Origin of the sequence: Stenotrophomonas sp. CASM106 (assembly GCF_049384825.1) — a bacterium.
Taxonomy (GTDB): Bacteria; Pseudomonadota; Gammaproteobacteria; order Xanthomonadales; family Xanthomonadaceae; genus Stenotrophomonas; species Stenotrophomonas muris.
In genome coordinates, this window is record NZ_JBMRFS010000003.1 from 348,026 (window position 1) to 371,857 (window position 23,832).

A 23,832-nucleotide genomic window follows, 5' to 3' on the forward strand; every position below is an offset into this window, starting at 1 on the left:
CCCTTGCGCACGCACAACGGCCCTGCGGACGGAACGATCTGGCCCGTCCTCGTCATCCCACGCTGCGGGCAAGGGAGTATCGTTGGCGCCGCCGCCAGCCCGGGAAGCGACACCCTGCCAGCCGCCGCTTCCCTTTCCCCAACTGAAGTAGTGCGGAGTTGATGCAATGAGCAGAGCTGCAAGCAAGGGTTTCAGAATCGAACACGACAGCATGGGCGAGCTGCAGGTGCCTGCCGACGCCCTGTGGGGCGCGCAGACCCAGCGTGCCGTGCAGAATTTCCCGGTGTCGGGCCAGCGCATGCCGCGCGGTTTCATCCGTGCCCTGGGCCTGGTCAAGGGCGCTGCCGCCGGCGTCAACGCCGAGCTGGGCCATCTGCCCAAGAACGTGGCCAAGGCCATCCAGACCGCTGCCGCCGAAGTGGCCGCCGGCACCTGGGACGCGCAGTTCCCGATCGACGTCTACCAGACCGGTTCTGGCACGTCCTCGAACATGAATGCCAACGAGGTCATCGCCACCCTGGCCAACCGTGCCGGCAAGGCGGGCAAGACCGCGGTGCACCCCAATGACCACGTCAACCAGGGGCAGAGCTCCAATGACGTGATCCCGACCGCGTTGCGCGTATCGGCGGTACTGGCGGCACATGAGCAGCTGCTGCCGGCGCTGGTGCACCTGCGCAAGACCCTCGACAAGAAGGGCCGCAGCCTGCGCAAGGTGGTCAAGACCGGCCGCACGCACCTGATGGATGCGATGCCGCTGACCTTCGAGCAGGAGTTCGGCGCATGGTCGGCACAGCTGGCCTCGGCACAGGAACGCATCGAAGACAGCCTCAAGCGTGTGCGCCGGCTGCCGCTGGGCGGCACCGCCATCGGTACCGGCATCAATGCCGACCCGCGCTTCGGCGCGCAGGTGGCCAAGGCGTTGAAGCAGCAGACCGGGTTCAAGTTCGACAGCGCCGAGAACAAGTTCGAGGGCCTGGCCGCACAGGATGACGCGGTGGAACTGTCGGGCCAGCTCAATGCACTGGCGGTGGCGCTGATCAAGATCGCCAACGATCTTCGCTGGATGAACGCCGGTCCGCTGGCCGGGCTGGGCGAGATCGAACTGCCGGCGCTGCAGCCGGGCAGCTCGATCATGCCGGGCAAGGTCAACCCGGTGATTCCGGAAGCGACGGTGATGGCCTGCGCGCAGGTAATCGGCCACCACACCGCGATCACCGTGGCCGGGCAGACCGGCAACTTCCAGCTCAATGTCACCCTGCCGCTGATCGCGGTGAACCTGCTGGATGGCATTGGCCTGCTGGCCAATGTGTCGCGCCTGCTGGCCGACAGCGCGATTGCCGGGCTGAAGGTGCGTGAGGATCGCGTTGCCGAAGCATTGGCGCGCAACCCGATCCTGGTCACCGCGCTGAACCCGATCATCGGCTACGAGAAGGCGGCGGCGATTGCCAAGCGTGCCTACAAGGAGCAGCGTCCGGTGCTGGATGTCGCGCTGGAGGACAGCGGCCTGGATGAAGCCGAGCTGCGCCGCCTGCTGGACCCGGCCGCACTGACTGCCGGTGGCATCCACGCGGGGGGCGGTGGCGGCGGCGGTTGATCTGCCGGTCGTAGGGCCGAGCCCATGCTCGGCTGCTTCCTGGACCTGGGCCGAGCATGGGCTCGGCTCTACAAGAGGAAACGCCGCCCAGGGGCGGCGTTTTTTCAGCGACGGTCGGCGACGATGTTGCCGAAGGTGTCGGTGTAGTCCTTGAACTCGGGGATGCGCTGGACCAGGTCGGCCGGGATCACTTCCATGCCTTCCGGCGGCTGGATCTTCACCGGCTGCATGTTGGGATCGGCCGGGGCGGCGACCAGGGTGTTCTGGCGCAGCACCTGCAGCTTGCCGAACATGGTCTGCAGCATCTGCTTCTGTGCCTCGTCCAGCGGAATCTGGATCTCGTCCACCTTCATCGAACCATCGCCGAGGATGATGATGTTCGGCGCCGGCGGGCGACGCACAGTGACCATGCCTTCGCTGACGGAGATCTTTGGCTTGCCGCGCTCGGCGCGGTGGTTGCGGTAATCCTTGTCACAGCCGACCAGGCCCAGGCAGAGCAGGGCGGCCAGCAGCAGGAACAACTTCTTCATGGCATTCGGTTCGGGGGCGTCCGGGGCCGCCATTGTAAGCCGGCCGGCGCACGACGGCCGGCAGCGGGGCGCCGCTGCCGGCCGGGTGCGCTGATATGTCACAGGCCTAGCGCTTGACCACGGTGTCCTTGCCGCAGTCGTCGACGTCACTCTGGTCCATCGTTGCGTAGGGCTTGAACGCCGGCAGCTCGCGCGCCAGTGCCTGCTGGCTGGCCAGCATCGCCGGCAAGCGGTTGCAGATGCGCTTGGCCTGGGCTTCGATCTTCTCCGCCTCGGCATTGATCCGCTTCTCGATGCCTTCGCTGTCGCCGCTGAAGATGCCCTTCAGTGCCTCTCCGGCAGCGCTGGCGCCGAGCTTGGCGCCGGCCAGGCCGACATCCATGCCGTCCATCGCAATGGCGACGACGTGGCCGCGGTACTCCAGCAACCGCTGTCGCTGGGCCTCGTTGGCCGGCACGTCCTTGCCGTCGATCAGCAGGTGGCCATCCGGCGTGATCTCCGCACGCGGCTGCTTGTCGGCGGAGATGTTGATGTTGCCCTGGGTAATGTCCTTCCGGGCATCAACCATGGCCTCCTTGACCGTCTGGCCGACGCCGCTGGTGGCTTCGGCGACGCTTTTGCCGACGGTCTTGTCGGGCGTGGAAGAAGTGCCGCCGCAGGCGATCAGCGGCAGGCACAGCAGGGTGGCAGGCAGCAGGCGCAGCAGGTTCATGGCAACTCCCTCGAATTGGTCCGGTGGCGGTTACTTGTTGCGGGGCAGGGTGACCGTGCCGCCGACGTTGCGGTGGCCGACATCGCCGCTGCCGCTGTGGTCGACGGTCAGGCTGCCGCGCACGCCGTCGACCTGGATGTCACCCGAACCATGGCTGCGCACGTGCACGTTGCCGCCGATGTCGGACAGGTCGACATCGCCCGAGCCGACCACGCCGACCTCGACGTTGCCTTGCACGCGCTTGAACCCGATGTCGCCGGAACCGACCGTGTCCAGCCGGGCGTTGCCGCGGACATCGCTGATCTTCAGGTCACCGGAGCCGACGGTGCCGGTGACCGCATCGCCGCCGATGTTGCGCGCCTTGACGTCGCCGGAGCCGAGCGACAGCAGGTTCAGCGAGCCGCCACCGTCGATGTCCAGGTCACCCGAACCCACCGCTGCGTGGATGCTGCCGCGGGTGCCGCGAACGATCGCGTCGCCCGAGCCGACGTCCACGCTCAGCGATTGGGCGTTGTCCACGCTGGCATCGCCGGAGCCGACCTTGAGCTGCAGGGGCAGGTTGTCGGGCACGCTGCCGCGGATGTCCAGCCAGGCATAGCTGTTGCCCAGGCTGATGCCGCTGTGGCGGCCGTCGCGGCGCAGGCTGACGACCAGCTTGTCGCCTTCCCTGCGCTGCTCCAGTACCAGCTGGTCCAGCCATTCCTGGCTGGAGGCGCAGGCGCGGCCATCGAGCTGGCCACCGCCCTTGCTGGCGACGACCTTCAGGTCATGCTGGTTCACCTCCAGCACCACCGCCTTGGCGCCGGCCACATCCAGCTTCAGCGTGCGGGCGGCGGTGAACTTGCAGTTCGGAGCATCGGCGGCCAGCGCCGACAGAGGCAACAGCAACAACGCAGAACAGGCGAGCAGGGAACGCATGGGTGGTGCCTCCGGGTGGATGGAATCAGATCTCGCCGGCGCGCTTGCGCAGGCGGATGGCGAGGACGATGAACACGACACCGACGGCGGCACCGATCCATAGTTCCGGCATCGCCAGCGACTTCAGCTGCGAGGCCGGGGACATCAGGCTGACCACCGATTCGAGATCGCGACGCGTGCCTTCCTCGGCGCTGAGGCGATACACCAGGTCGGTGCCCGGCACGCCACCCAGCAGCAGGCGGCCAACGATGTTCTGCCAGAACCAGCCGGTGGTCAGGCCGATCAACGGCATCACCTTGGTGGTGCTGACAATGACGCCGGCGAACAGCGGCAGCATCACCGCCCACAGGAACGGTTTGGTGCGGGCCCAGGCCGAGCACAGCAGCAGCCAGCCGGCGGTGGGCAGGGCCCACAGGGCGTAGACCGGAATCCAGGCCAGGTGACCGGCGGCCAGGGTCAACGGGCTGGCCGGGCCCCAGATCAGGGTCATCGGGCTGCCACCGTGCATCAGCGCGACGATGCTGATCACCAGCATGAAGCCGAACATGGTGATGATGCCGGCGATCACCGCGATCAGCGGGGCCACGACCAGTGCGCTGATCACCTTGGACAGCACGGTCTGGGTGTCCGACAGCGGCAGCGACTTCCAGAACAGGATGCTGCGGTCGCGACGGTCGTCGTACAGGGCGCCCAGGCAGTAGAAGAACACCACGAAGGCCAGCACCAGGAACGGCCAGGCCGAGCTGAGCACCAGGGTCAGGTCGAGGCCGTTGCCGAGGTCGGCCAGGTCCTTGGCGCTGATGTCGCGGGTCAGCAGGGCCAGGTCCAGGCCGTTGATGTTCACGCTCTCGCCGTCGACATGCAGTGCGCCGTTGCGTGCTGCACGGTTCAGTGCAAACAGGCCGAAGGCGATGCCGACGGTGCTCATCACCAGCGAGATCAGGCCGGCGATCAGCGGCGCATACAGGAAACCGCCACGGTTCTCCCAGTACTCGCGCTTGAGCAGCCAGCGCAGGGTGCCCATCGGGCTGACGGGGTGGTTGACGGCAGTCATGCGTAGGTCCCCTTCATGATGGCGACGAACAGATCGGCCAGGCCCGGGCTGCGGGTCTCGCCAAGGGTGGAGAGCTGGGTGCGCGGCACACCGTCGAACAGCATTACGGTCTTGCCGAACGTCAGGCTGCGCTCGTCGATCGGCTTCAGCGCACGCGCGGTCTCCAGCTGGTCGGCGTTGACCAGAAGCTCGGTGTAGCGCTGGCCGACATCGTCCATTTCTGCATCGAGCACGATGCGACCATCACGGATGAACATGACGTCGCTGAGGATGTGCTCGATCTCCTCCACCTGGTGGGTGGTGACGATGATGGTCTTCTGTTCGTCGAAATAATCTTCCAGCAGGCGCTGGTAGAACTCCTTGCGGTACAGGATGTCCAGGCCCAGGGTGGGCTCGTCCAGCACCAGGATGCGCGCATCGATGGCCATCACCAGCGCCAGGTGCAGCTGCACGATCATGCCCTTGGACAGTTCGCGCACGCGCTGCTTCGGCTGCAGCTTGGTGTTGGCCAGGAAACGCTCGCAGCGGGCACGGTCGAAGCGCGGATGGACACCGGCGACGAAATCGATCGCTTCACGGACCTTCAGCCAGCGCGGCAGCACGGCGACGTCGGCAATGAAGCAGATGTCGTTCATCAGCGCGTCGCGGTGCTGCCGCGGGTCGCGGCCGAGCACGCTCAACTCACCTTCCACCGAGGTCAGGCCGAGGATGGCCTTCAGCGCGGTGGTCTTGCCGGCGCCGTTGGGCCCGATCAGGCCGACGATGCGCCCGCTCGGAATGCTGAAGCTGGCATTGTCGAGGGCCACGGTGGTCTTGTAGGCCTTGCGCAGGCCTCGGGCGGTGATGACCGGTTCACTTGCAGTGCTATTCATCAGACTTTCCCCTGGGGCAGCAATTCGTCGAGGCTCAGGCCCAGGCGCTGGATGCGCTCCAGCACCGCCGGCCATTCTTCATTGAGAAAGCGCTCGCGCTCGCTGCTGCGCAGCTGCGTGGCCGCCTGCTCGGTCATGAACATGCCCAGGCCGCGGCGCTTCTCGACCAGGCCTTCATCGGCCAGTTCCTGGTAAGCGCGCGAAACGGTGATGGGGTTGAGCTGGTAGTCGGCGGCCACCTGGCGCACCGAAGGCAGGGCATCGCCCGGCTTGAGGATTCCGTCGAGCATCATGGCGATCACGCGCTCCTTCAACTGACGGTAGATGGGAGCGCCGTCGCTCCACTGGATGTCGCTCATATTCAGCTCCGTGGGGTCAGCGGCTGTGCGAACGAGAAATACGGCATGGACAGGGAGCTGTGCAGCCGACGCGGGGGAGGGGGGGAGGAATCGGCGTTCCCGGCCGGCGAAACGGATGCATCCTGCGCACTGTCGGCGGAGGCGGGGGCGGTTGGCATGGCCAGCCAGGCCAGCACGATCAGGGTCGAAACGGCAGCGGCCGCGGGTGCGGTGAGGTTGCGACGGATCCGGGCGTTCATGGCTCCCCCTGTCTCAGGTGACTGGTGTTGTATGCAACTATAACACCGGCACGCCTACGTGCAACCCCTTGCCGTGCCCAACTGATGGCAGGGGTGGTCAAGCCGCTGAAATATCCCCTTATCCCTTTGATTGATAAGGGAAATGGAATTGTCGTGCGGGCCGATCACGCCCTGCCTTCCATTCAGCGTTGTCCATGCTAAGTCATCCCTGCGCCGTTGAGGGTGGGTCCTCCCGGGAAAGGCCACGCCACGCAAAGCCGCCGGCGCCCGCCGCAACAAGGGGCAACGGAGCCCGGTGCTATAGTTCGGCCGATTCCCGGCCGCTATCGGCCGGCCCTGTGAATGGCTACCGCGGACTGCTCTCGATGCCCCTGCCGACCGTTGTCCCGCGCCGACTGCGCGGCCTGTCCCTGTTGACCCTGCTGGTGGCCGGCCTGGCCGGTTCCGCCCATGTGCTGGCGGCCGATCTGCTGGACCTGGACTATCGCCCGCTGGCCAGCAAGCAGCAGGTCAACCTGCAGCAGCGCTACCACGGGCAGGTGCTGCTGGTGGTCAATACCGCAAGCAAGTGCGGCTATACCCCCCAGTACGAAGGCCTGGAGGCGCTGCAGAAGCGTTATGCCGGCCGCGGCTTTGCCGTGCTGGGTTTCCCGTCCAACGATTTCAAGGGCCAGGAACCGGGTGACGAGAAGCAGATCCAGGATTTCTGCACGCTTACCTATGGCGTCAAGTTCCCGATGTTCGAGAAGGTGCACGTCGTCGGTGCGGAGGCCACGCCGCTGTACCAGCGGTTGACCGCAGCCACCGGCGTGGCGCCGGGCTGGAACTTCCACAAATATCTGGTCGGCCGCGATGGCAAGGTCATCGCCCAGTTCGCCAGCAAGGTGACGCCGGACGATCCACAGCTGACCGCCGCCATCGACAAGGCGCTGGCCGTCGCTCCTAAGCATTGATATCCGGCACGGATGCCTCGACATCGACGGCATGCGTGCGACAATGCTTCTTTTCGCGCCGACGTCGGCGCCCAGACACTTCCAGGAATGCAGCGAATGAAGATGGGAATGCGCGGCGCCGCGGCGTCGGTTCTGATTCTGGCGATGGGCACTTCGGGTGTCGCTCTGTCGCAACAACCGGCTGCCCCCGCAGCCGCCAAGGAGACCGCAACCTTGAATTCCCCCAAGCAGAAGCTCGGCTACGCCATCGGCCTGGACGTCGCCAAGTCGTTCACCCCGATCGCCGATGAGATCGATGTGGCCGCGCTGCGCACCGCCGTGGAACGTTCGTTCGAAGGCCTGCAGCCGCAGATCACCCAGGAACAGGCCAAGGCCACCGATGCCGCACTGCGCCAGGTCGTGATGGCCCGCAGCGGGCAGCAGGTGCCGGGCATGGCGCCGGGTTCGCAGCCGCCGAAGGTCGACCGCGTCAAGGTGTCGCAGATGATCGGTTCCTACTCGGTCGGCCCGTCGCTGGCACAGCTGAAGGACGACATCGACGTCGCCTCGCTGTTTGACGCGATCAGCACCGGCCTGAGCAAGGGTCAGCCGAAGATGACGGAAGCTGACGCGACCGCCACCATCCAGGCGTTCATGGGCAGCAAGCAGGCCGAAATGCAGGCCAAGGCCGCCGCTGCCGCGCAGACCAACCGCGAGGAAGGCAATGCGTTCCTGGCCAAGAACAAGACCCAGCCGGGCGTGGTGACCACCCCGTCGGGCCTGCAGTACCAAGTCATCCGCCCGGGCAGCGGTGAGCGTCCGCTGCCGAGCAGCAAGGTGCGCGTGAACTACGAAGGCAAGCTGCTCAACGGCACCGTGTTCGACAGCTCCTATGGGCGCCAGCCGGCCGAGTTCGGCCTGGACCAGGTGATCAAGGGCTGGACCGAAGGCGTCGCGCTGATGCCGGTCGGTTCGAAGTACCGCTTCTGGATCCCGGGCGAGCTCGCCTACGGTGAGAACGGCACCCCGGGTGGCCCGATCGGCCCGAACGCGACTCTGACGTTCGACGTCGAGCTGCTGGGCGTCCTGCCGTAAGCGACCACGGAGCCAGCACGGACATGCGCGTTGCGATTTTCGGTACCGGTTACGTAGGGCTGGTGACCGGTACCTGCCTGGCCGATGTCGGCCACCAGGTGGTCTGCGTCGATATCGACCAGGCCAAGGTCGATGGCCTCAACCAGGGCATCATCCCGATCTATGAGCCGGGCCTGGAACCGATGGTGAAGGCCAATCACGCCGCGTCGCGGCTGACGTTCACCACCGATGCCGCAGCCGCGATCGGCCACGGCCAGGTCGTGTTCATCGCTGTCGGCACGCCGCCGGACGAGGATGGCAGCGCTGATCTGCAGTACGTGCTGGCCGTGGCCCGCACCATCGGCCAGCACATGAGCGTGCCGACCGTGGTGGTCAACAAGTCGACGGTGCCGGTGGGCACCGCCGACAAGGTCCGTGCCGCCATTGCCGCAGAGCTGGCGGCACGTGGCGCCGACATCGCCTTCGACGTGGTGTCCAACCCGGAATTCCTGAAGGAAGGCGACGCCGTTGCCAACTGCATGCGTCCGGATCGCATCATCATCGGTGCGACCAGCGCCGAGTCGGTGGCGGTGATGCGGCGCCTGTATGCACCGTTCAACCGCAACCACGACCGCGTGGTGGAAATGGACGTGCGCTCGGCCGAGCTGACCAAGTACGCCGCCAACGCGATGCTGGCGACCAAGATCTCGTTCATGAACGAAATCGCCAACATCGCCGAACGTGTCGGCGCCGATGTGGAGCAGGTCCGCCAGGGCATCGGCTCGGATCCGCGCATCGGCTGGCATTTCATCTACCCGGGCGCCGGCTATGGTGGCTCATGCTTCCCCAAGGATGTGCAGGCGCTGGCCCGCACCGCGCAGCAGGCCGGCCTGGAGCCTAAACTGCTGAACGCCGTGGAAGCGGTCAACGATGCGCAGAAGGGCCATCTGTTCGCCCTGGTCCAGCGCCATTACGACAAGGGCGAGGATGAAGGCGTGCGTGGCAAGACCTTTGCCGTGTGGGGCCTGGCATTCAAGCCAAACACCGACGACATGCGCGAAGCCTCCAGCCGACGCCTGCTGGCGCAACTGTGGGAAGGCGGTGCGACGGTGCGTGCCTACGATCCGGAAGCGATGCATGAGGCGCAGCGCATCTTCGGTGAACGCGATGACCTGGTGTTCTGCAGCAATGCCAACGAGGCGCTGCAGGGCGCCGATGCACTGGTCGTGGTGACCGAGTGGAAGCAGTTCCGCAGCCCCGATTTCCAGACGCTGCGCGAGCAGTTGAAGGACGCGGTGGTGTTCGACGGCCGCAACCTGTACGAGCCGGCGGACGTGGAAGCAGCGGGCCTGGCGTATTACGGCATTGGCCGGGGGCGCTCGCTGCATGTCTGATCTGCTGCCAACCGAACGCGAGCAGGCGCTGGAAGCGCGCCTGGTCGAACTGGAAATGCGCGTGTCCTTCCAGGAACAGGCGCTGGCCGAACTGAGCGATGCGCTGGCCGATGCCCGCATGCAGGGCATGCGCAACGCCGACGTGCTGCGTGTGCTGCTGGAAGATCTGGGCAAGGTCCGCAACGCGCTGAATTCTTCCGATCCGGCGAGCGAACCGCCGCCGCCGCACTACTGATCCAAATCCTATGAGCGATACCCTCCGCGACCAGCTGATGGGCCTGGGCTTCAAGCCTGCGCCCAAGCCAGAGCGCAAGAATGATGGCCCCCGCCGTGACGGCCGCCCGCAGGGCAAGGGTGGCAACGGCAATGGAAAGCCGCAGGGCGCTGGCAAGGGCGAGCACAAGCCCGGCCAGCGTCGTGGTCCTGGCCATGGCGGCCCGGGCAAGCCCGGCCAGTCGCGTGGCCCGGGCCAGCAGGGCCCGCGCAAGCCGCGCAGCGCAGAAGAGATGGACCTGGCCAAGGCCTACGCCATCCGCGCGCAGAAGGAAAAGGAAGAGCGCATCGAAACCGAGCGCCTGAAGCAGGAAGAGGCGCGTGTGCGCCGCGAGGCCAAGGCCAAGCTGGAAGAACTGCTGAAGGACAAGGGCCTGAATGCCGAAGCGGCGGACATTGCCCGCCACTTCCCCTACGGCGGCAAGATCAAGCGCATCTATGTAACCGCCGAACAGCTGACCGCGCTCAACGCCGGTGAGCTGGGTGTGGTCCAGCTCAATGGCCGCTACCTGCTGGTGACCGCCGAGGTGCTGGCGCAGTGCGAGGCGGTGTTCGCCGCATCGGTGGCGCTGAAGGTCGATCCGAATGCGCCGGCCGAGGAAGATCCGTACGCGGACCCGCAGTACCAGGTGCCGGACGACCTGGTCTGGTAAACGCGTGACCGCCGCGGGCGCGCTGCCGTCGCGGCCGTGGGGGAAGGGATGACCGCTGATCCAAGCCGTGGCTACGTGCCGCACATTGACGGCCTGCGCGCGATCGCTGTGCTGGCCGTCATCGTGTTCCACCTGGACCCGGCCTGGTTGCCAGGCGGGTTCACCGGCGTGGATGTGTTCTTCGTCATCTCCGGTTTCGTGGTCAGCGCGTCGGTACACCGGCTGCCGCCGCTGTCGCTGGGGCAGTCGATGCTGCGCTTCTATGCGCGCCGCATCCGTCGCATCGCGCCGGCGCTGTTGGCCTGCCTGTTGCTGACTGCCGTGGCAAGCGTGCTGTTCATTCCCGAGTCCTGGCTCAGCGAAGCCAGTGACAGGACCGGACTGATGGCGTTCTTCGGCTTCAGCAACTGGGTGCTGGCAGCGATCGGCAACGACTATTTCGCACCCAGGGCCGAATTCAATCCCTACACCCATACCTGGTCGCTGGGCGTGGAAGAGCAGTTCTACCTGCTGTTCCCGCTGCTGTTCCTGGCTTGGGCGCGCGGTGCACGCGGGCGCTGGATCAGCCTGGGCCTGTTCGCCCTGGTCAGCATGGCGTCGCTGCTGCATGCGGCGGTGCTGGGTCTGCGCGAGGCGCCGCCATCGTGGGCGTTCTATGCCACCAGCACCCGCCTCTGGCAACTGGGGGTGGGCGTGCTGCTGTTCCAGCTGCTGCATGTGCGCGAATCGCTGGACCCGGCAACCGGCCAGGCACCGAAGCGCGCCGCGCCGGTGTTCTCCCTGCTGGCCATGGTGGCGCTGGGCCTGCTGGGGTGGGCGTTGTGGTCCGCGCGTGCCGGGCGGTCACCGTGGCCTGACGGCGTGCTGCCGGCCTTCGCCACCGCGGGCCTGCTGTGGGCGCTGCATCATCATCCGCAGGCATGGGTGGCGCGCCTGTTGGCCAGCGCCCCGATGCGCCGTATCGGCCAGCTGTCGTACTCGCTGTACCTGTGGCACTGGCCGGTGTTCGTGCTGATGCGCTGGACCGTGGGCTTGCAGACACCCTTGCAGATGACCGCCGCGATGGCGTTGGTGCTGCTGCTGTCATGGCTGTCGTGGCGCTGGGTGGAACAGCCGTTCCGCGGCACGTTGGCGCAGCGCCTGCGTCCCGGGCGTTGGGTGCTGGCCGGCGCGGTCGTACTGCTGTGCGCCGCCGGCATCCAGACAGTGCTCTACCTGCAGGCGCCGCGGCTGTCGTTGAGTACGGTCAGCCGGCATCCGGCCGATTGGTACCCCAATGGCAAGAGCGTGGCCGGTGACTATCCCGAGTGCGCACTGGTGGTCGCCAAGCATCGTTTCGAAGGCGGTAGTGCGCGCACCTTTGCCCGTGGAGACTGCGACCGCCCGCTACCGGTTGGCGCGCCGAAGCGGGTGTTCGTTGCTGGTGATTCGCATGCGATGGCCTACATCGAGCTGCTGCAGCGACTGGCCCTGGAAACCGGCTCGGCGGTCTCCCTCTATGGCCGCGGCGGATGCCCGCAGGTGAGCCTGCAGAAGTGGCGCGGTGCCGGTGCCGGTTGCGCTGATTTCGACGCCGCGGTGTTCGCCGATATCGCGCGGCGTGCGCAGCCGGGGGATGCCGTGGTGCTGGTGTCGTTGCGCGTGCCACGCCTTTCCGATCAGTTCGTGCTGTTCGATGCGCAGGCGCAGCTGGCGGGCGAACTGACGGCAGAGGCCGCGGCAGGACGCGACGCCGAAGTGGCCGAGACGGTCGCGCAGTGGAGACCCCTGGCCGAGCGTGGCGTGCGCATCGTGCTGGAGGCGCCCAAGCCAGTGCTGCCAGCGCCTCCTTATCGCTGCTCGGACCGCTTCAATGCCCGCAACGAGGTCTGCCGCAACGGCCTGGACAGCACGCGCGTCGCGATGGAAACGTTGCGGGCACCCATGCTGGGCAGCCTGCAGCAGGTGGTCGATGGACTGCCAGGTGGCGTGCTGTGGGACCCGATGCCGGTGCCGTGCGACGACGCGTTATGTCCAGCCCAGCGCGATGGGCGGCCGCTGTTCTTCGATGGCGATCATCTCAGTGCGCATGGCAATCGGGTGCTGCTGCCCTCGCTGCAACAGGTTCTGTTGCAGCGCTGAGCCGGGCAGGGGTCAGCGCGCGTGGCTGTTCCGTCGCGCACGTATGAGCGGCAGGCTCAGTGCGAAGAAACAGAGCAGGGCGCCAATCAGGGCGAAGCCGCTGCCGGCCAGGAACGCGGTGCGACCATCGTCGATCTTCCACAGTTGGCCGGCAATGAGTGCGCCGAGCACACCGCCGACACCGGACGAGAATCCGTACAGCAGCCCCTGGCCATGCCCATTGAGGCGACCGGGGAAGTAGGTCGCCAACATCTGCATCGCTGCTGCGAAGAACGCCGCAAAGCCCAGCGCGTGCGCGCTCTGCGCCAGCAGCATCACCGGCAGGTTTTCCGGGAACAGTGCGGTCACGGCCCAGCGCAGGCAGGAACTGACCAGCGCGATCAACAGCATCCAGCTGGCGTCATAGCGGCGGAAGAAGCGGCCGATGGTGAAGAACACGCCCACTTCGAAGACCACACCGATGGTCCACAACAGGCCCAGGGTGGAGGTGCGGTAGCCGTGATGGTCCATGTAGACCGAAAAGAACGTGTAGTACGGGCCGAAAGACAGTTGCTCCATGAAGGCGGCCAGGAAGAACGCCAGCACCGGCGGTCGGCGCACGATCTGCCAGAAGCCGCTGGCGTCGCCGCCGGTCTTGCCGACGCCGCGCGCGTAGTGGTTGCTGAAGGCCGAGGCGACCAGCAGCGCGAACAGTGGCAGCATCATCCACGGCAGCAGCCCGGCGTGGCTGGCCGTGCCGTCATCTTCGATCAGCCAGCCGAACAGGGTCACGACGGCGATGAAGCCGAGCGAGCCCCAGACCCGGATCAACCCGTAGCGATGGCTGTCGTTGCCCAGATGGGTGAGGGTGATCGACTCGAACTGCGGCATCACCGCGTTGTAGAAGAAGCAGAACACCACCATCGCCGGGTACATCCACGGCTGTGGCAGCGGCAGCAGGAATACCGCGAAGCTGAGCAGGGTCAGCACGCAGCCCGCGCGCAGCAGGCGGATCGGTCGTGGCGATGCGGCCGCCAGCGAGGTCCAGGTGCTGGGCGCGATCACGCGGGTGGCGTACCACAGGCCCATCATCACGCTGATGGCCGTCACGCTCATGCCGCGCGCGCTCAAGAACAGGCTCCAGTACGGCGTGAACGCGCCCAGCGCCGCGTAGTAGAACAGGTAGAAGCTGGAGAGGCGTGCAACGGGAACGGTCATCGCGGAATGATGAGGCAAAAAAGGGGATGGAGGGAATTAAGTCGCGAATGCATAAACGACTTAATCCCCTCCGTCCCCTTTTTGTGTCATTCGGGGTCGTAGTCGAGGTTGGAGGCCAGCCAGCGTTCGGCCTGGGCGCGGTCCACGCCCTTGCGGCGGGCGTAGTCGCTGACCTGTTCGCGGCTGAGCCGGCCGACCACGAAGTACTGGCTCTGCGGATGGCTGAAGTAGTAGCCCGAGACAGCGGCCGTGGGCAGCATCGCGAAGCTCTCGGTCAATTCCATGCCGGCGTTTGCTTCGGCCTGCAGCAGGTCGAACAGGCGCCGTTTCTCGCTGTGTTCCGGGCAGGCCGGATAGCCAGGCGCCGGCCGGATGCCGCGATACTGCTCGTCGATCAGGGCGTCGTTGTCCAGCGCCTCGGCGCGCTCATGGCCCCAGAATTCGGTACGCACGCGCTGGTGCAGGCGCTCGGCCAGCGCCTCGGCGAGGCGGTCGGCCAGTGCTTTCAGCAGGATCGCGTTGTAGTCGTCATGCTCGGCCTCGAAGCGCGCGACGTGCGCGTCGATGCCGATACCGGCAGTGACTGCGAACGCGCCGATCCAGTCCTGCTTGCCACTGTCGAGGGGCGCGATGAAATCGGCCAGGCAGAAGTCCGGGCGCTCGGCCGGCTTGTCTACCTGCTGGCGCAGGAAGTGCAGGGTGGTTTCGCCCTTCGGGTGCTGCACGCGGACGTCGTCGCCGATGCTGTTGGCCGGCCACAGGCCGAACACGGCCTTGGCCGTCAGCCACTTCTCGCCGACGATGCGCTCGAGCATCGCGCGCGCATCGCGGTACAGCTCGCTGGCCTGGGTGCCGACGATCTCGTCGGTGAGGATGGCCGGGAACTTGCCAGCCAGCTCCCAGGCCTGGAAGAACGGCGTCCAGTCGATGTAGTCGACCAGCTCGTCCAGCGGGTAGTCGTCGAATACGTGCAGGCCGGGTTGTTCCGGTGCCGGTGGCGTGTAGCTGTCCCAGCCGCCCTGGAATTTCTGCGCGCGCGCATGTTCCAGCGTCACCAGGCGCTTGGCGTCGCCACGGTTGCGGTGGCGGGCGCGGATCTCGGCATAGTCGGCTTCGTTGGCGGCGACGAAGGCTTCGCGCAGGTCGCGTGAGATCAGCGACTGGGCCACGCCCACCGCGCGCGAGGCGTCCTTCACCCACACCGTAGGCGCTTTGTAGTGCGGGTCGATCTTCAGCGCGGTGTGCGCGCGCGAGGTGGTGGCGCCGCCGATCAGCAGCGGCAGGTCGAAGCCCTGGCGCTCCATCTCGCGGGCGACGTGGCTCATCTCCTCCAGCGACGGGGTGATCAGTCCGGACAGGCCGACCAGGTCGGCGTTGTGCTCGCGGGCGGCATCGAGGATCTTCTGCGCCGGCACCATCACGCCCAGGTCGACCACCTCGAAGTTGTTGCAGGCCAGGACCACGCCGACGATGTTCTTGCCGATGTCATGCACATCGCCCTTCACCGTGGCCATGATGATCTTGCCATTGCTCTTGGCGGTATCACCGCTGCGTGCCTTCTCCGCCTCGATGTACGGCAGCAGGTAGGCCACCGCCTTCTTCATCACGCGTGCGGATTTCACCACCTGCGGCAGGAACATCTTGCCGGCACCGAACAGGTCGCCCACGATGTTCATGCCGTCCATCAGCGGGCCCTCGATCACGTCCAGCGGGCGGCTGGAGGCCTGCCGGGCCAGCTCGGTGTCTTCCTCGACAAAGGCATCCAGGCCGTGCACCAGCGCATGTGCCAGGCGCTGCGCCACCGGCTTCCCGCGCCAGGCCAGGTCCTCGGTCTTCGCCGCGCCCTTGCTGCCCTTGTAGCGCTCGGCGATCTCCAGCAGGCGCTCGGTGGCATCGCTGCGGCGGTTGAGGATCACGTCCTCGACGCGCTCGCGCAGCTCAGGCTCCAGCTCGTCGTAGATCGGCATGGCGCCGACGTTGACGATGCCCATGTCCATGCCGGCGGCGATGGCGTGGTAGAGGAACACCGAGTGGATGGCCTGGCGCACCGTTTCGTTGCCGCGGAACGAGAACGAGACGTTGGAGACGCCGCCGGAGACGTGGCAGTGCGGCAGGGTCTGCTTGATGATGCGGGTGGCTTCGATGAAGTCCACCGCATAGTTGTCGTGCTCTTCGATGCCGGTGGCGACGGCGAAGATGTTCGGGTCGAAGATGATGTCCTGCGGCGGGAAGCCGATCTCGTCGACCAGGATGCGGTAGGCGCGGGTGCAGATCTCGACCTTGCGCGCGCAGGTATCGGCCTGCCCGCTTTCATCGAAGGCCATGACCACCGCGGCGGCGCCATAGCGCAGGACCTTGCGCGCGTGTTCGCGGAACAGCGCCTCGCCTTCCTTCAGCGAGATCGAATTGACCACGCTCTTGCCCTGCAGGCACTTCAGCCCGGCCTCGATCACGCTCCACTTGGAGGAGTCGACCATGACCGGGATGCGGGCGATGTCCGGCTCGGACATGATCAGGTTGAGGTAGCGGGTCATCGCCGCTTCCGAATCGATCAGGCCCTCGTCCATGTTGACGTCGAGGATCTGCGCGCCGCTGGCGACCTGCTGGCGGGCCACGTCCACCGCTTCTTCGTAGCGGCCTTCCTTGATGAGCTTGCGGAACTGCGCACTGCCGGTGACGTTGGTGCGTTCGCCGACGTTGATGAACAGCAGGTCCGGAGTGATGACCAGGGGTTCCAGGCCGGACAGGCGGGTAGGGCGGACAGGCGTCATGGCGGGCGTCGGCTCAACAGCAGGAGGGCGGGAAGTGTGGAACGGTGGCGGCGACATTCATGCGGCCTGCTCCTGGACACCGGGCAGGGCGCGCGGCGGCAGCCCGGCAACGGCGCGGGCGATCGCACGGATGTGGTCGGGGGTGGAGCCGCAGCAGCCGCCGACCAGGTTCAACAGGCCATCCTCGGCGAAGCCGCGCAGGGTGGTGGCCATCTCTTCAGGCGTTTCGTCGTACTCGCCGAAGGCGTTGGGCAGGCCGGCGTTGGGATGTGCGCTGACGTAACAGTCGGCGACCTGCGAGAGGGTTTCCACGTGCGGGCGCATCGCCTCGGCGCCCAGCGCGCAGTTCAAGCCGATCGACAGCGGGCGCGCATGCGCCAGTGACGCATGGAAGGCCTCGGCGGTCTGCCCGGACAGGGTGCGCCCGGAGGCGTCGGTGATGGTGCCGGAGATCATCACCGGCAGGCGTGCACCACGCGCGTCGAAGGCCTCCTCCAGCGCATACAGCGCGGCCTTGGCATTGAGCGTGTCGAAGATGGTCTCGACCATGAGGGTGTCGGCGCCGCCATCGATCAGGCCCTCGATGGCTTCGCGATAGGTGTCGCGCAACTCGTCGAAGCTGGTGTTGCGGAAGCCCGGATCGTTGACGTCGGGACTGATCGAAGCGGTGCGGCTGGTGGGACCGATCACCCCGATCACGAAGCGCGGCTTGCCCGGCGTGGCCGCAGCCACCGCATCGCAGCAGGCGCGTGCAACGGCGGCGCCGGCCTTGTTCAGCTCGTACACCAGGTGTTCGAGGTGGTAGTCGGCCTGGCTGACCGAAGTGGCGTTGAAGGTGTTGGTCTCGACCAGATCCGCCCCGGCGTCCAGGTATGCGGTATGGATGTCGGCGATGACCTGCGGCCGGGTCAGCAGCAGCAGGTCGTTGTTGCCCTTCAGGTCATGGCCTTCCGGCGTGCCGTGGTCGCAGCCGGGACCGTGCGCATGGTCATAGCCACCGGCGAATCGCTCGCCGCGGTAGTCGTCTTCCTGCAGGCCATGGCGCTGGATCATCGTGCCCATCGCGCCGTCGATGATCAGGATCCGCTCGCGCAGGGCGTCGAGCAGGGCGTTGGCACGATCAGGATGCAACCAGGGCAGGGCGGGCATGGTGGTCTCGGGCTCAGGGCTTGTTGGCGATCAGCGAAATCACTTCGAAGTGCGGCGGACGCTTCTCGCGGGTGACCGTTTCCAGGCTGGACACCTGCAGGCCGGCCTTGTCGACGAACTTGCGCAGCTCCTTGTCGCTGAAGCCGAGGTTGACGTGGCCATAGGCCTCCACCGCTGCCTTGTGCTCGTGACGGGCCAGGCTGCACAACAGCAGGCGGCCGCCCGGGCGCAGCACGCGTGCGGCTTCGGTTACGGCCTGCGCCGGCTTGCTGGCATAGGTCAGCGCGTGCATCAGCACCACCAGGTCGAAGCTGCCGTCCTTGAACGGCAGGGCATGCATGTCACCCTCGCGGACTTCCACATTGGGCAGCCGGCGCAGGCGCTCGCTGGCAGCGGCGACCACGCGCGCGCTGGTATCGATGCAGATGTAGCGCTTGGCGTGGGGGGCGACCAGTTCGGCCAGCACGCCGTCACCGGAGGCGATGTCCAGCACGTCGCCGGTCTCCAGCAACGGCAAGGCGGTGCGCGCCAGCGCCTCCCAGGTACGGCCCGGAGAGTAGTGGCGCTCCATGTCGCCGGCCACGCTGTCGGCCCAGTTCTGGTCAGAGGCGCGATGGGCCAGCACTGCAGCCACGCGCTCGGCATCCTGGCGCAGCAACGGGTCGTCGCTTCCGTTGCTCAAGGCATGCCACAATGCACGCTGCGCCGGGTCCAGCTGGGCTTCGTCGAAACGGTAGTAGGCCGACACGCCGGCACGGCGGTCGCGGACCAGGCCGGCTTCCTTCAGGCGCGCCAGGTGGGTGGACACGCGCGGCTGCGCCAGCCGGGTGATTGCCGACAGTTCGGCCACGGTCAGTTCCTCCTGCTCCAGCAGCGCCAGCAGGCGCACGCGGGTGGCATCGGCGAACACCTTCAGGCGGGTCGACCAGTCTTCCAGATCCATAAATATCTACCTATCGCGATATAGAGATATATTCGCCGAAAGGGCCTGCCGCGGTCAAGTCGCCAGCGTACGGAAGCAGCCGGCCCCCGGTACAATCGGAGCACCTGGGCGCGCCGTGTGCGGCCCATAACTTCATGTACCCGGGAGGGTGTTGTGGATTTCAGCTTTACCGAAGAGCAGTTGATGCTGCAGGACGTGGCGCGGCGCATCGCGCAGGAAAAGATCGCCCCCAGCGCGGAGCACCATGACCGCACCGGCGAGTTCCCGCTGGACAACATCCGCCTGCTGGGCGAGAACGGCCTGATGGGCATCGAAGTGCCGACCGAGTACGGCGGTGCGGGCATGGACCCGGTTGCGTACGTGCTGGCGATGGTGGAGGTCGCCGCCGCTGACGCCGCTCACTCGACCATCATGTCGGTCAACAACTCGCTGTTCTGCAACGGCATCCTCACCCACGGTACCGAGCAGCAGAAGCAGACCTACGTGCGTGCCATCGCCGAAGGCACCGCCATCGGCGCGTTCGCGCTGACCGAGCCGCAGTCCGGTTCCGATGCCACTGCCATGCGCTGCCGCGCGGTGAAACAGGCCGACGGCACCTTCGTCATCAATGGCAAGAAGAGCTGGATCACCTCCGGCCCGGTGGCCAAGTACATCGTGCTGTTCGCGATGAGCGAGCCGGACAAGGGCGCGCGCGGCATCACCGCCTTCCTCATCGATACCGACAAGGCCGGTTTCGGTCGTGGCAAGACCGAGCCCAAGCTGGGCATCCGCGCCTCGGCCACCTGCGAGATCGAGTTCAACGATTACGTGGCGCAGGCCGAGGACGTGCTGGGCCAGGAAGGCGAGGGCTTCAAGATCGCCATGAGCGTGCTCGATGCCGGCCGCATCGGTATCGCCTCGCAGGCCATCGGCATCGCCCGTGCCGCCTATGAAGCGACCCTGGAGTACGTGAAGGAGCGCAAGGCCTTCGGTGCCGCCATCGGCACCTTCCAGATGACCCAGGCCAAGATTGCCGACATGAAGTGCAAGCTGGATGCAGCGCTGCTGCTGACGTTGCGCGCGGCTTGGGTGAAGGGCCAGGGCAAGCGCTTCAGCAACGAAGCCGCCATCGCCAAGCTCACCGCCTCGGAAGCGGCGATGTGGATCACCCACCAGGCGGTGCAGATCCACGGCGGCATGGGGTACTCGAAGGAGATGCCGCTGGAGCGTTACTTCCGTGATGCCAAGATCACCGAGATCTATGAAGGCACCTCGGAAATCCAGCGCCTGGTGATCGCCCGCAACGAAACCGGACTGCGCTGAGACGCAACGGCCGCGCCGCTGCAAGGGCGGCGCGGCCGGTCGATCCGCGCCACGCGTGGATGCGCTGTGCTCTTGGCCGAACGATGCCGGATCTGTTCCAATGCAGGCCGTTTCCATACGGTCTGCACAGATGATCTATCGTGGTTGGGGAATCCTGACACTGATCACGCCGATCGCAGCGATCCTGCTGCTGGCGTATTTCTTCCCGCACGCAGGCCCCAAGGGCAACACCCCACTCTCGCAGGTGTTGCTGGGTGCCAGCATTGGCGCGGCGGTGAACGTGCTGCTGGGCCTGTGGCTCAACCGGGCACCCCGGCAGAAGGGCGAAGTGGCGCCCCATCATTTCTTTTTCGTGCCGATGCAGTGGGCTGCACTGGTAATCGTGGCAGTGTGCGTGGTGGTCGCGCTGTTGCGCTGAGACGTGACTCGAACGGAGCCCACCAAGGTTGGCGGCTACCGGGCATGCCGTTGCCCTGGTAGATGCCAACCTTGGTTGGCATGAATTCAAAGGCGGCAAGAAAAAGGCCCCGGATCGCTCCGGGGCCTTTTCGTTTCAGCGCACTGCCGGATCAACGATCCGGGCGGTGTGCAGCATCCGCGTCGCGCTGGCGTTCCATGAACTCTTTGGACGGTTCATCCAGCTTGTCGCCCAGCATGCGGCGCACGACCACGAAGAACACCGGGATCATCAGCAGGCCGAGCAGGGTGGCGAACAGCATGCCGCCGATCACGCCGGTACCGATGGCGTGGCGGGAGTTGGCGCCGGCGCCGGTGGAGATCGCCATCGGGATCACGCCCATGATGAACGCGAACGAGGTCATCAGGATCGGGCGGAAGCGCAGGCGGGCCGCTTCGATGGTGGCATCGCGCAGGTTCTTGCCGGCTGCGCGCTGCTCCACCGCGAACTCCACGATCAGGATCGCGTTCTTCGCGGCCAGGCCGATCACGGTGATCAGGCCGATCTTGAAGAACAGATCGTTGGGCAGGCCGCGCAGCATCGACAGGCCCAGTGCGCCCAGCACGCCCAGCGGCACCACCAGCAGCACCGCCACCGGGATCGACCAGCTTTCATACAGGGCGGCCAGGCACAGGAACACCACCACGATGGACAGCACCAGCAGCAGCGTGGCGGCATTGCCGGCCAGGATTTCCTGGTAGGACATGCCGGACCAGTCGTAGCCGAAGCCGGCCGGCAGGTCGTCGTTGACGATGCTCTCCATGGTCTGCATCGCTTCGCCCGAGCTGGTGCCCGGTGCCTGCGAGCCGACGATGTTGATCGCCGAGTAGCCGTTGTAGCGGCTCAGCGACGGCGGTGCCGACACCCATTCGGACTTGACCACCGTGTTGAGCGGGATCATCGCGTTGGTGCCATCGGCGTTCTGGGTCAGGGTGGAGGGGCTGTAGAAGCTCTTCAGCGACTCCTGGCCGGTGCGGTACGGGCCATCGGCCTGCATGGTCACGCGCTTGATGCGGCCTTCGTAGAAGAAGTCGTTGACATAGACCGGGGCCAGCATCAGCTGGATGGTGCTGTACACGTCCGACACCGACATGCCCATCGACTGCGCCTGCACGCGGTCCACGTGCAGCTGCAGCTGCGGGGCGTTCTCCAGCCCGTTCGGACGCACGCCGACCAGCGCTTCGGGCTTCTGCGCGGCCTTGCCCAGCAGGATGTTGCGCGCCTGGGTCAGCTGTTCGTAGCCGGCACCACTGCGGTCCTGCAGCCACATGTCGAAGCCGCCGAACTGGCCGAGGCCCTGCACGGTGGGCAGGTTGACCACGAAGATCTGCGCTTCCTTGATGCCGTAGAACGCGCCGTTCATGTTCTGGATGAACTCGGGCGCGGTGAACTTGCGTTCCTCCCACGGCTTCAGGCGGATGAAGCCCATGCCCACGTTCTCGCCGGAACCGACGAAGCTGAAGCCGGCCACCTGCAGCATGCCTTCATAGCCATCCTGCTTTTCCAGGATGCCACGCATCTGCGCGAACACTTCGTTGGTCTGGCCCTTGGTCGAGCCCGGCGGCAGCTGCACGATCGCCAGCGCATAGCCCTGGTCTTCTTCCGGCAGGAAGCTGCCCGGCATGCGGGTGAACAGGAAGCCGCACAGCGCGGTCAGCACCACGAACAGGATCATCCAGCGCGGCGCATGGCGCACCGCCGAGGTGATGTGGCCCACGTAGGTGTGGCTGATCTTGTCGTAGTACTTGTTGAAGGTGCGGTAGACGATGTTCGGGTTGTCGTTGTGCGTCGGCTTGAGGAAGGTCGCGCACAGCGCCGGGGTGAAGCCCAGTGCCAGGAACGCCGAGAACGCCATCGAGATGGCGATGGTCAGGGCGAACTGCTTGTAGATCTCACCGGCGGCGCCGCCCTGCAGGGCGGACGGGATGAACACCGCCGCCAGCACGACGGTGATCGCCACCACCGCGCCGGTGATCTGGGTCATCGCCTTCTGCGTGGCCGGCTTCGGCGCCAGGCCTTCCTCGCTCATGATGCGTTCGACGTTCTCGATCACCACGATCGCATCGTCGACCACGATGCCGATCGCCAGCACCATCGCGAACAGGGTCAGCTGGTTGATCGTGAAGCCGATCATCCACATGCCCAGGAAGGTACCGAGCAGGGCGACGGGGATGACCAGGGTCGGGATCAGGGTGGCGCGGAAGTTCTGCAGGAAGATCAGCATCACCAGGAACACCAGCAGGACCGCTTCAAACAGGGTCTTGACCACTTCCTGGATCGAGATCTTGACGAAGGTGGTGCTGTCGTACGGCGAGAACCACGTCACCCCGGACGGGAAACTGGGCTGCAGCTCGTCCATCTTGGCGCGCACCGCTTCGGCCACGTTCAGGGCGTTGGCGCCCGGCAGCAGCTGGATGGCGAAGGCGCCGGTCGGCTTGCCGTTGTACTGGGTGTCGAAGCCGTAGTTGTTGGCACCGAAGGCGACGCGGGCGATGTCCTTGAGCAGCACGCGCGAGCCATCGGCGTTGGCGCGCAGGATGATGTTCTCGAATTCCTGCGGCGAGCTGAAGCGGCCTTCGGCCGAGACCGTGGCGGTGAAGTGCTGGCCTTCCGGCGACGGGTCCGAACCCAGCGCACCGGCGGCGAACTGCACGTTCTGCGCACGTACCGCGGCCAGTACCTGGCTGGCCGACAGGCCATAGCCCTGCATCTTCTCCGGGTTCAGCCAGATGTTCATGGCGTACTCGGAACCGAACTGCTGGGTGCTGCCGACGCCGGGGATACGCGAGACCTGGTCGAGCACGCGCGAGCCGACGATGTCGTTCAGGGCGTCACGGTTGATGGTCGGGGTATCGGACTGCAGCGCCACCACCATCAGGAAGCCGGCATTGGCCTTGGCCACCACCACGCCCTGCTGGGTCACTTCCGAAGGCAGTCGTGGCGTGGCCAGCGACACCTTGTTCTGCACCTGCACCTGGGCGATGTCCGGATCGGTACCGGTCTCGAAGGTCAGGGTGATCTGCGCGCGGCCGTTGGAGGCCGACGAAGAGCTGAAGTACAGCAGGTGATCGATACCGGTCAGCTGCTGCTCGATCACCTGGGTGACCGATTTCTCGGTGGTGTCCGCGCTGGCGCCCGGGTAGGTCGCCGAGACGGTGACCTGCGGCGGGGCGATGTTGGGATAGGACTCCACGCCCAGGTTGAGGATCGCGATCACGCCGCTGAGCGAGATCAGGATCGCAACCACCCAGGCGAAGACTGGATGTTCGATGAAAAATTTAGGCATGA

At 66.2% G+C, this 23,832-nt stretch carries 21 protein-coding genes; 9 read left to right on the forward strand and 12 right to left on the reverse strand.

Annotated elements, in window-relative coordinates; all coding sequences use genetic code 11:
- Positions 1–166 precede the first annotated feature (166 nt).
- Positions 167–1,594, forward strand: coding sequence for a class II fumarate hydratase (locus tag VG556_RS08995; protein ID WP_032962093.1), 1,428 nt, complete (start codon positions 167–169; stop codon positions 1,592–1,594).
- A 104-nt stretch (positions 1,595–1,698) separates the two neighbouring features.
- On the opposite strand, the gene VG556_RS09000 is transcribed toward VG556_RS08995, so the two are convergent.
- From VG556_RS09000 to VG556_RS09030, 7 genes are all read right to left on the reverse strand, one after another.
- The gene (locus tag VG556_RS09000) at positions 1,699–2,124 is read right to left on the reverse strand and encodes a hypothetical protein (RefSeq protein WP_014647695.1); all 426 of its coding nucleotides are present in this window, start codon (positions 2,122–2,124) and stop codon (positions 1,699–1,701) included.
- Between the two features lie 106 nt (positions 2,125–2,230).
- Positions 2,231–2,836, reverse strand: coding sequence for a hypothetical protein (locus VG556_RS09005; protein WP_049408554.1), 606 nt, complete (start codon positions 2,834–2,836; stop codon positions 2,231–2,233).
- Between the two features lie 30 nt (positions 2,837–2,866).
- Positions 2,867–3,754: a DUF2807 domain-containing protein gene (locus tag VG556_RS09010; protein ID WP_014647693.1), complete on the reverse strand. Its 888-nt coding sequence runs from the start codon at positions 3,752–3,754 to the stop codon at positions 2,867–2,869.
- 25 nt (positions 3,755–3,779) lie between these two features.
- On the reverse strand, positions 3,780–4,808 hold the full coding sequence (locus VG556_RS09015; RefSeq protein ID WP_046431579.1) for an ABC-2 transporter permease: 1,029 nt from the start codon (positions 4,806–4,808) through the stop codon (positions 3,780–3,782).
- Positions 4,805–5,680 carry an ABC transporter ATP-binding protein gene (locus VG556_RS09020; RefSeq protein ID WP_014647691.1) on the reverse strand — a complete coding sequence of 292 codons (876 nt, stop codon included), beginning with the start codon at positions 5,678–5,680 and terminating at the stop codon, positions 4,805–4,807. Before VG556_RS09020 ends, VG556_RS09015 begins: the two co-directional genes overlap by 4 nt.
- Positions 5,680–6,039 (reverse strand): GntR family transcriptional regulator, encoded by a 360-nt coding sequence (locus VG556_RS09025; RefSeq protein ID WP_005410261.1) that lies wholly within the window; start codon positions 6,037–6,039, stop codon positions 5,680–5,682. Before VG556_RS09025 ends, VG556_RS09020 begins: the two co-directional genes overlap by 1 nt.
- 2 nt (positions 6,040–6,041) lie before the next feature.
- Positions 6,042–6,278 (reverse strand): hypothetical protein, encoded by a 237-nt coding sequence (locus VG556_RS09030; RefSeq protein WP_049408559.1) that lies wholly within the window; start codon positions 6,276–6,278, stop codon positions 6,042–6,044.
- 365 nt (positions 6,279–6,643) lie between these two features.
- Here VG556_RS09030 and VG556_RS09035 point away from each other — a divergent pair, with 365 nt between their 5' ends.
- The 6 genes from VG556_RS09035 (at position 6,644) to VG556_RS09060 (ending at position 12,725) form a co-directional block, all read left to right on the forward strand.
- Entirely contained in the window at positions 6,644–7,231 is a 588-nt protein-coding gene (locus tag VG556_RS09035; RefSeq protein WP_100450317.1) for a glutathione peroxidase, read from the forward strand.
- 96 nt (positions 7,232–7,327) lie between these two features.
- Positions 7,328–8,305: an FKBP-type peptidyl-prolyl cis-trans isomerase N-terminal domain-containing protein gene (locus tag VG556_RS09040; RefSeq protein WP_032962085.1), complete on the forward strand. Its 978-nt coding sequence runs from the start codon at positions 7,328–7,330 to the stop codon at positions 8,303–8,305.
- Positions 8,306–8,328: 23 nt separating this feature from the next.
- Positions 8,329–9,678 (forward strand): UDP-glucose dehydrogenase family protein, encoded by a 1,350-nt coding sequence (locus tag VG556_RS09045; protein WP_111144232.1) that lies wholly within the window; start codon positions 8,329–8,331, stop codon positions 9,676–9,678.
- Positions 9,671–9,913, forward strand: a complete 243-nt coding sequence (locus tag VG556_RS09050) for a SlyX family protein (protein ID WP_005410256.1) — start codon at positions 9,671–9,673, stop codon at positions 9,911–9,913. The genes VG556_RS09045 and VG556_RS09050 overlap by 8 nt, the downstream gene beginning before the upstream one ends.
- A gap of 10 nt (positions 9,914–9,923) precedes the next feature.
- Positions 9,924–10,604: a DUF2058 domain-containing protein gene (locus VG556_RS09055; protein ID WP_049408561.1), complete on the forward strand. Its 681-nt coding sequence runs from the start codon at positions 9,924–9,926 to the stop codon at positions 10,602–10,604.
- A gap of 48 nt (positions 10,605–10,652) precedes the next feature.
- A complete protein-coding gene (locus tag VG556_RS09060; RefSeq protein ID WP_100450316.1) occupies positions 10,653–12,725 on the forward strand; it encodes an acyltransferase family protein in 2,073 nt (690 codons plus the stop codon).
- A 12-nt stretch (positions 12,726–12,737) separates the two neighbouring features.
- On the opposite strand, the gene VG556_RS09065 is transcribed toward VG556_RS09060, so the two are convergent.
- The 4 genes from VG556_RS09065 to VG556_RS09080 all read right to left on the reverse strand — a co-directional run bounded on the left by VG556_RS09065 (position 12,738) and on the right by VG556_RS09080 (position 18,785).
- Positions 12,738–13,922 carry an MFS transporter gene (locus VG556_RS09065; protein ID WP_053494726.1) on the reverse strand — a complete coding sequence of 395 codons (1,185 nt, stop codon included), beginning with the start codon at positions 13,920–13,922 and terminating at the stop codon, positions 12,738–12,740.
- Between the two features lie 86 nt (positions 13,923–14,008).
- A complete protein-coding gene (metH, locus tag VG556_RS09070; RefSeq protein WP_100450315.1) occupies positions 14,009–16,693 on the reverse strand; it encodes a methionine synthase in 2,685 nt (894 codons plus the stop codon).
- A 57-nt stretch (positions 16,694–16,750) separates the two neighbouring features.
- Entirely contained in the window at positions 16,751–17,842 is a 1,092-nt protein-coding gene (locus VG556_RS09075; protein WP_014647681.1) for a homocysteine S-methyltransferase family protein, read from the reverse strand.
- Between the two features lie 13 nt (positions 17,843–17,855).
- Positions 17,856–18,785, reverse strand: coding sequence for an ArsR/SmtB family transcription factor (locus VG556_RS09080; RefSeq protein ID WP_014037755.1), 930 nt, complete (start codon positions 18,783–18,785; stop codon positions 17,856–17,858).
- Positions 18,786–18,938: 153 nt separating this feature from the next.
- On the opposite strand from VG556_RS09080, the gene VG556_RS09085 reads away from it, so the two are divergent.
- On the forward strand, positions 18,939–20,087 hold the full coding sequence (locus VG556_RS09085) for an acyl-CoA dehydrogenase family protein (RefSeq protein ID WP_049442456.1): 1,149 nt from the start codon (positions 18,939–18,941) through the stop codon (positions 20,085–20,087).
- Between the two features lie 130 nt (positions 20,088–20,217).
- The gene (locus tag VG556_RS09090) at positions 20,218–20,505 is read left to right on the forward strand and encodes a hypothetical protein (protein WP_046431564.1); all 288 of its coding nucleotides are present in this window, start codon (positions 20,218–20,220) and stop codon (positions 20,503–20,505) included.
- A 151-nt stretch (positions 20,506–20,656) separates the two neighbouring features.
- On the opposite strand, the gene VG556_RS09095 is transcribed toward VG556_RS09090, so the two are convergent.
- Positions 20,657–23,830, reverse strand: coding sequence for a multidrug efflux RND transporter permease subunit (locus VG556_RS09095; protein ID WP_046431562.1), 3,174 nt, complete (start codon positions 23,828–23,830; stop codon positions 20,657–20,659).
- Positions 23,831–23,832 lie beyond the last annotated feature (2 nt).